General features: G+C 71.3%; 2 protein-coding genes. Both read right to left on the minus strand.

Annotated features, from left to right (window positions below; genetic code table 11):
* A partial coding sequence (locus tag KUM44_RS46945; protein WP_302186079.1) for a type I polyketide synthase occupies positions 1 to 6,186 on the minus strand: 6,186 nt, incomplete at its 3' end.
* A 47-nt stretch (positions 6,187 to 6,233) separates the two neighbouring features.
* Positions 6,234 to 9,181, minus strand: a 2,948-nt coding sequence (locus KUM44_RS31430; protein ID WP_217213161.1) for an SDR family NAD(P)-dependent oxidoreductase, incomplete at its 5' end; no start/stop codon positions are given.

A 9,181-nucleotide genomic window follows, 5' to 3' on the forward strand; every position in this document is an offset into this window, starting at 1 on the left:
ACTGACCGCACCGCTTGCGCTCACCGACTCCAACTGCCCCAGGAAGTCGGCCTGCTCGCGCCCGACGAGCACCGCCCGGTGCTCCAGCCCCGCACGAGAGGCAGCCAGCGAGAACCCCACGTCAACGGGCCGGAGCTCAGTTGCACGCACATGCTCGGCCAGCCGCCGCGCCTGCTCCCGCAACGCCTCCTCGGACCGCGCGGACACCACCCACGGCACCAGCCCCGAACCGACCTCACCCGGATCGGACTCCTCCACAACCTCGGGCGCCTGCTCCAGAATGACGTGCGCGTTCGTCCCACTGATCCCGAACGACGACACACCCGCACGCCGCGGACGGTCCCCCTGCGGCCACTCCCGCTCCTCCGTCAGCAGCTCCACCGCACCCGAAGCCCAGTCCACCTCGGGCGTCGGCTCATCCACATGGAGCGTCCTCGGGAGCACGCCGTGGCGCATGGCAAGCACGGACTTGATCACGCCGGCGACTCCGGCGGCGTACTGGGTGTGTCCGATGTTCGACTTCACCGAACCGAGCCACAGCGGCTGGTCGGCGGGGCGGTCCTGACCGTAGGTGGTCAGGAGGGCCTGGGCCTCGATCGGGTCGCCCAGCGCGGTGCCGGTGCCGTGTGCCTCGACCATGTCGATGTCCGCCACCGACAGCCCGGCCGAGGCCAGCGCCTGTCGGATCACCCGCTGCTGCGAGGGGCCGTTCGGTGCGGTCAGCCCGTTGGAGGCGCCGTCGGAGTTCACCGCCGACCCTCGTACCACGGCCAGCACCTGACGGCCGTCCCGTACCGCGTCCGAGAGCCGCGCGACAGCCAGCATGCCGACGCCCTCGCCCCAGCCCGTGCCGTCGGCACCGGCGGCGAACGCCTTGCACCGGCCGTCTCCCGCCAGGCCGCCCTGGCGGGAGAACTCCACGAAGGCCCCGGGTGTGGCCATGACCGTCACACCGCCGACGAGCGCCAGGTCGCACTCGCCGCCCCGCAGTGCCTGCGCCGCCAGGTGCAGGGTCACCAGGGACGACGAGCACGCCGTGTCCACCGTCACCGCCGGGCCCTCCAGGCCCAGGGCGTAGGCGACCCGGCCCGACATCACGCTGCCCGAAGCACCGGTGAGCGCGTAGCCGCCGCCTGCCTCGGCCGAGTTCATGAGTACCGTCGTGTATTCCTGCGGTGTGCCGCCGACGAAGACGCCGGTGCGGCTGCCGCGCAGCGAGACCGGGTCGTAGCCGGCGCGTTCCAGCGCCTCCCAGGAGGTCTCCAGGAGCAGCCGCTGCTGCGGGTCCATCGCCAGCGCCTCACGCGGCGAGATCCCGAAGAACGCCGCGTCGAAGTCGCCCGCCTCGGCCAGGAAGGCACCTTGCCGGGCTCCGCCGGACTCCTCGATGAAGGCGTTCATGGCCAGCCCGTGCCAGCCGCGGTCGGCGGGGAAGTCCGTCATCTCGTCGCGGCCTTCGACGAGCAGTTGCCACAGGTCCTCGGGACCCCGCACTCCGCCGGGGAAGCGACAGGCCATGCCCACGATCACGACCGGGTCGTCCTCCGTCACCCGCGGCTGCGGCAACACAGCCTCCGTGACGCTGTCGAAGAGCTTCTCGTGCAGGTGGCCGGCGAGGCGGTGGGGGGTGGGGTAGTCGAAGACGAGGGTGGCGGGCAGTCGCAGTCCGCTGGCGGTGTTGAGCCGGTTGCGCAGCTCCATCGCCGTCAGGGAGTCGAATCCCAGGTCGCGGAACGGCTTGTTGGCCGTGATGTCGTCCGTCGACGAATGCGTGAGAACGGTCGCCGCCTCGGTGCGGACGAGTTCGAGCAACCGATCGTGCTGCTCGGTCACGGTGAGCCCCGCGAGGGACTGCCGCAGAGCTGAGTCGCCGCCCGTCGCGTCGTCCGTCGGCTCGGCGTCCTCGCTGAGGGCGCGGGCGACTTCGGGGATGTCCTCGATCAGCGGGCGGCGCCGGGCCATCGTGTAACCGGGGGCGAAACGCGCCCAGTCCATGTCCGTGACGGTCAGCGCGGTCTCGTCGTGCTCCAGCCCCTGCCGGAGCGCCTCGACGGCCAGCCCCGGGTCCATCTGCCGGATACCGCGACGCTGAAGCTGCTCCGCGGTCCCGTCGGTCGCCATGCCGGTGTCCTTCCAGCCACCCCACGACACCGACGTCGCCACCAGACCGCGCGCCCGGCGCTCCCACGCCAGACCGTCCAGGTAGGCATTGGCCGCCGCGTAGGCGCTGGTTCCGGCGCTGCCCCACACGGCGGCGCCGGAGGAGAAGAGGACGAACGCGTCCAGGGACAGGTCCGAGGTCAGGGCGTCGAGGTTGCGGGCACCCCGCGTCTTGGCCGACAGCACCTTCTCGTAGTGCTCGGGGGTGGCGGTGGCGAGCTCCGCGTAGCCGGAGACTCCTGCGGTGTGGAAGACGGCGGTGAGGGGATGGTCGCCCGGGATGCCCGCGAGCACCTCCGCCAGAGCCTCCCGGTCGGTCACATCGCAGGCGGCGACGGTGACCTCCGCCCCCAACCCGCGCAGTTCCGCCACGAGTTCCGGTGTCCCCTCGGCCCGCTCACCACTGCGGCTGACCAGCAGCAGGTGCTCGACGCCCTCCTTCGCCAGCCAGCGCGCCAGATGCCCGCCGACACCACCGGTACCACCGGTGATCAGCACCGTCCCGGTCGGGTTCCACTGCCGTACGGGAGCCGGGTTGGCGCCGAGGGGCGCGCGCACCAGACGACGCCCGTACACCCCGGACGAGCGCACCGCGACCTGGTCCTCACCCTCACCGGCCGCCAGCACGGCAGCCAGCGAGGACGCCACCCGCTCGTCCCACTCCGCCGGGACGTCGATCAGACCGCCCCAACTGCCGGGCTGCTCCAGGCCGGCCACCTGCCCGAGCGCCCACACCTGCGTCTGCACTGCGGACACCGGATCGTCCGACCCCACGGCTGCGGCACCCCGTGTGAGCACCCACAACGGAGTCTCGCCGCCGATGTGGGCCTGAACCAGCCGCAGCGTCGTCTCAAGCGCCGACTCCTCGTCCCAGGCCAGCAGCGACACCACGCCCGACACATCGGCCGCAGTATCGAAGTCCTCGCGTACCGACACCTCCGCACCGGCGGCGACCAGCGCCTGCCGTACCTCCTCAACCGGAGACCCGGCCTTGGGAGCCACGATCAGCCACGTCCCGGACAGCCGCCCGCCCGAGGGCACCGTCACCGAACGCCACACCGTCCGATAACGCCACGAGTCCAGCACCGACCGCTCCTGACGCCCCTTGCGCCAGGCCGACAACGCCGGAACCACGGGCTCCCACACATCCGGCACCGAACCATCCACCAGCGCCGCGACACCCTCGACGTCCGCGCGCTCCACCGCACCCCAGAACGCCGCGTCCACGGGGTCCGTGACGCCGTCCATGCCGGGCGGCACCACGTCCTCGATCCAGTAACGCTCGTGCTGGAAGGCATACGTCGGCAGCGCGACAGTGCGGGCAGCCGTGCCGGCGAACATCATCGACCAGTCCACCGGTACGCCCGCCACATACGCCTCGGCCAAAGACGTCAGGAAACGCCCCGCACCACCGTCGTCACGCCGCAGCGACCCCACGGCGGCTCCGGCACCGTACACGCTCTCCATCGTCTCCTGGACCGGCATCGTGAGCACCGGGTGCGGGCTGGACTCGACGAAGACCTGGTGCTCCTGCTCGGCCAGCATCCGCACGACCGGCTCGAACAGCACCCGCTCGCGCAGGTTGCGGACCCAGTACGCGGCATCCAACCCGGCCGTATCGATCCGCTCACCGGTCACGGTCGAGTAGAACGCCACCGAGGACGACACCGGGCGGATGTCGGCGAGTTCGGCCAGCAGATCGTCGTTGAGCGCGTCGACCTGGGCGGAGTGGGAGGCGTAGTCCACGGCGATACGGCGTGCTCGGACGCCGTCGCTCTCGCATTCGGCGAGCAGCTCGTCCAACGCGTCCGGCTCACCCGAAACAACCACCGACGACGGCCCGTTCACCGCCGCCACACCCACCCGGCCCTCGAACCGGGCCAGCCGCTCCTCCGCCTCGGCGACCGGCAGGGACACGGACACCATCCCACCCCGCCCGGACAACTTCTCCAGCACCAGCCGCGACCGCACAGCGACCACGCGGGCCCCGTCCTCCAGGGACAGCCCGCCGGCCACACACGCAGCGGCGACCTCGCCCTGGGAGTGACCCACCACCGCGGCCGGCTCCACACCGAACGACCGCCACAACGCGGCCAGCGACACCATCACCGCCCACAGCACCGGCTGCACCACATCGACCCGGCCCCACAACGGATCATCCGCGTCGCGGAACACCACATCCCTGAGCGACCAGTCCACATACGGGCTCAGAGCCTCGCCGCACTCCTCCATCCGCGCGCCGAACACGGGCGAGGCGTCCCACAACTCACGCCCCATACCGACCCACTGCGACCCCTGACCCGGGAACACGAACACCGTTCCCGCACCGGCATCACCGGTACCGCGAACGAGGCCGGGTACGTCGACTCCGTCGGCGAGGCCGTTGAGCGCCGCAGGCCGGTCTCCGCCCCGCTCGGTGAACAGCACCGCCCGATGAGCAAGCCTGGAGCGGGTCGTCAGCAGGGAGTGGCCCACGTCGGCGGGCGCGAGCCCGGGGTGGGCGTCGAGATGGGCGCGCAGCCGTCCGGCCTGTTCGCGCAGGGCCGCCTCGGTGTTGCCGGAGATCAGCCAGGGGAGCACGGCCGGCCCCGTGGTGAAGGGGGGCTCGGAGCCTTCGTCCGTCTGCGGCTCGGCGGCGGGGTCCTCCTCCGGGGCCTGTTCGAGGATCACGTGGGCGTTGGTGCCGCTGATCCCGAACGACGACACGCCAACGCGCCGTGGCCGTCCCGTCTCGGGCCACTTCCGTGCCTCCGTGAGGAGTTCCACGGCGCCCGCGGACCAGTCCACCTGGCTGCTCGGCTCGCCCACGTGCAGGGTCTTGGGCAGGACGGCGTGTTGCAGTGCCAGCACGCTCTTGATGACACCGGCGACACCGGAGACGGCCTGGGTGTGCGCGATGTTCGACTTCAGCGACCCGAGCCAGAGCGGCTCGCCGTCGTGCCGGTCCTGGCCGTAGGTGGCGAGCAGGGCCTGCGCCTCGATCGGGTCGCCGAGCGTCGTACCCGTACCGTGGGCCTCCACCGCGTCCACGTCGGCGAGGGTCAGTCCGGCGTTGGCGACCGCGTGCCGGATCACCCGCTGCTGCGAGGGGCCGTTGGGGGCGCTGAGGCCGTTGGACGCGCCGTCCTGGTTGACCGCGGAGCCGCGGATGACCGCCAGCACGGGGTGACCGTTGCGGCGGGCGTCGGCGAGGCGTTCCAGCAGGACGACGGCGACACCCTCGCCCCAGCCGATGCCGTCGGCGTCGTCGGAGAACGCCTTGCAGCGGCCGTCCGCGGCAAGGCCGCGCTGCCGGGCGAAGGTCACGAAGGCCGACGACGTGGCCATGACGGCGACACCGCCGGCGAGCGCCAGCGAACAGTCCCCCTGCCGGAGCGACTGCGCGGCGGAGTGCAGGGCGACCAGGGAGGACGAGCACGCCGTGTCGAGGGTGACCGCCGGACCTTCCAGGCCCAGGACGTAGGACACCCGGCCCGACATGATGCTCGCCGAGCCGCCCGTGATGGCGTACCCCTGGTCGGTCGGCGAGTTCATCAGCTTGACGGTGTGCTCGATGGCCGTACCGCCGACGAACACTCCGGTCCGGCTGCCCCGCAGCGCGTGCGGGTCGATGCCCGCCCGCTCCAGCGCCTCCCAGGAGGTCTCCAGGAGCAGCCGCTGCTGCGGGTCCATGGTCAGCGCCTCACGCGGCGAGATCCCGAAGAACCCGGCGTCGAAGTCGCCCGCCCCGTTCAGGAAGGCGCCCTCCCGGGTGTACGTCGTTCCCGGCCGGTCGGGGTCGCTGTCGAAGAGGGAGGAGAGGTCCCACCCCCGGTCGTCCGGGAAGCCGCTCACTCCGTCGGCGCCGTCCACCACCATCTGCCACAGCTGCTCGGGCGAGTCGACCCCACCGGGCAGCCGGCAGGCCATGCCCACGATGGCGAGTGGCTCCCGCGCCCGGTCCTGGTTGTCCTTGAGCTGCTGACGGGTCTGCTGCAGTTCGGCCGTGACCCTGCGCAGATAGGTACGGAGTTTGTCCTCGGTCATTCGTGAAACCCCACTCTGGAGCAGTTGAGAGCCCGGCAGATGCCTGTTCAGGACACGCCCAGGTCGCGGTCGATGAAGTCGAAGATCTCGTCGTCCGTGGCGGCTTCGAGATCGGTGGCGCCGTCGTTGTCGGCGATGCCGAGCTGAGTGATGAGGTCGCGGAGGTGACCGACGATGTCCTCACGGGCCTGCGGGTCCGTCGCGACGCTGCCGAAGGCCTCGCCGATACGGGTCAGCTCCCGCCGGATGTCGAGGACATCGGTGATACCCGTTTCGCCGTTCTTGGCGAGCTCCGTGAGCAGGAGTTCGGCGACTCGCTGGGAGTTGGGGTGGTCGAAGACGAGGGTGGCGGGCAGGCGCAGGCCGGTAGCCCTGGACAGCCGGTTGCGCAGTTCCATCGCGGTCAGCGAGTCGAAGCCCAGATCCTTGAACGGCCTGCTCGGCGTGATCTCCGCGGTCGAGCCGTGCGCCAGCACCTGCGCGGCCTCCCCGCGCACCAGCCCCAGCAACTGCGCCTGCTGCTCCGCCTCCGACAACCCGGCGAGCCGGGCACGCAGATCCGCGCCGGCCTCCCCGTCCTCCGGGGCCTCCTCGGCGACGTCGGCCTCGCGCAGGATCCGGGCGACATCGGGGATGTCCTCGATCAGCGGGCGACGCCGCGCCATCGTGTACCCCGGCGTGAACAACGACCAGTCCATGTCGGCCACCGTCACCGACACCTCGTCCTGCTCCAACACCTGCCGCAACGCCCGAACCGCCAACTCCGGCTCCAGCAAACCCACACCACGCCGCGACAACTGCTCCGCCGTATCACCCACCGCCATCGCCGTGGCCCCCCAGCCACCCCACGACACCGACGAACCCACCACACCACGCGCCCGACGAGCCCGGATCAGACCATCCAGGAACCCACCAGCCGCCGCATTCGCCCCATTACCCGCACTCCCCCACACCGCCGCACCCGACGAGAACACCACGAACGCGTCCAGCTCCAGGCCGAGTTCGGTGGTCAGGTCGTCCAGATGACGCGCCCCCACCACACGGGCGGCGAGCTGGTCTTCGAAGCCGACCGTGTCGAGCTCGGCCAGCGAGCCGTGTACGGCGATGCCGGCGGTGTGGAATACGGCGGTGAGCGGGTGCTCGGCCGGGACCGCGGTGATCAGCTCCGCGAGGGCGTCCCGGTCGGTCACGTCACATACGGCGATGGTGACTTCGGCACCCAGTCCGCGGAGTTCTTCGGCGAGTTCGGCGGCGCCTTCGGCCTGCTCGCCGCTACGGCTGACGAGGAGGAGACGCTCGGCGCCCTCCTTGGCCAGCCAGCGCGCCAGATGCCCGCCGACACCACCGGTACCACCGGTGATCAGCACCGTCCCGGTCGGGTTCCACTGCCGTACGGGAGCCGGGTTGGAGCCGAGAGGCGCGCGCACCAGACGACGCCCGTACACCCCGGACGACCGCACCGCGACCTGGTCCTCACCCTCACCAGCCGCCAGCACACCAGCGAACGAGGACGCCACCCGCTCGTCCCACTCCACCGGGACGTCGATCAGACCACCCCAACCGACAGGCTGCTCCAGCCCCACGATCTGCCCGAGCGCCCACACCTGCGACTGCACGGCCGACACCAGATCGTCCGAGCCCACAGCCGCGGCACCCCGCGTCAGCACCCACAACGGAACCTCACTGTCCAGGTGAGCCTGAACCAGCCCCAGCGTCGACTCAAGCGCCGACTCCTCGTCCCACGCCAGCAGCGACACCACACCCGACACATCGGCCGCAGTATCGAAGTCCTCCCGTACGGACACCTCCGCACCCGCGGCCACCAGCGCCCGCCGTACCTCCTCCACCGGAGCCTCGGCCTTGGGAGCCACGATCAGCCACGTCCCCGACAGACGGGGCCCTGAGCGCAGGGCGTTCGCGCGCCAAGTGGTCGTGTAGCGCCACGAGTCGAGTGTCTGCTGCTTACGGCGGCTCTTGCGCCAGGCCGACAGGGTGGGCAGCCAGGCCTCGGCCCCGGCGTCGGCATCGCCGAGGTCGAGCACCTCCGCGAGATCGGAGAGATCCTCGCGCTCCACGGCGTCCCAGAACGCGGCGTCCGTCTCGTCCGCCACGGTGTCCTGGATCTCCCCTCCGACGGAGACTCCCTCAAGCCAGTAGCGCTGGTGCTGGAAGGCGTACGTCGGCAGATCCACCCGACGCGCGCCCGTGCCGGCGTACAGGACCGACCAGTCCACCGACGCACCCGCCACGTACGCCTCGGCCAACGACGTCAGGAAACGCTCCGCACCACCCTCATCACGCCGCAACGACCCCACAGCCACCACGGAACGGTCCGCGCTCTCACCGGTCTCCGACACCGCCATCGCAAGCACCGGATGCGGACTCGACTCCACGAACAACCCAGTGCCCTTGTCCACCAAGGACCGCACCACAGGCTCGAACAGCACCCGCTCCCGCAGGTTCCGCACCCAATACCCGGCATCCAACCCGGCCGTATCGATCCGCTCACCGGTCACCGTCGAGTAGAACGCCACCGACGACGACACCGGGCGGATGTCCGCGAGTTCGGCCAGCAGATCGTCGTTGAGCGCGTCGACCTGGGCGGAGTGGGAGGCGTAGTCCACGGCGATCCGACGCGCCCGGACACCATCGCTCTCGCACTCCGCGAGCAGCTCGTCCAACGCCTCCGGCTCACCCGATACGACCACCGACGACGGCCCGTTCACGGCCGCGACCCCGACCCGGCCCTCGAACCGGGCCAGCCGCTCCTCCGCATCGACGACCGGCAGGGACACGGACACCATCCCGCCCCGCCCGGACAACTTCTCCAGCACCAGCCGCGACCGCACAGCGACCACGCGGGCCCCGTCCTCCAGGGACAGCCCGCCGGCCACACACGCAGCGGCGACCTCGCCCTGGGAGTGACCCACCACCGCGGCCGGCTCCACACCGAACGACCGCCACAACGCGGCCAGCGACACCATCACCGCCCACA

Origin of the sequence: Streptomyces sp. AC550_RSS872, from assembly GCF_019049285.1 — a bacterium.
Taxonomy (GTDB): Bacteria; Actinomycetota; Actinomycetes; order Streptomycetales; family Streptomycetaceae; genus Streptomyces.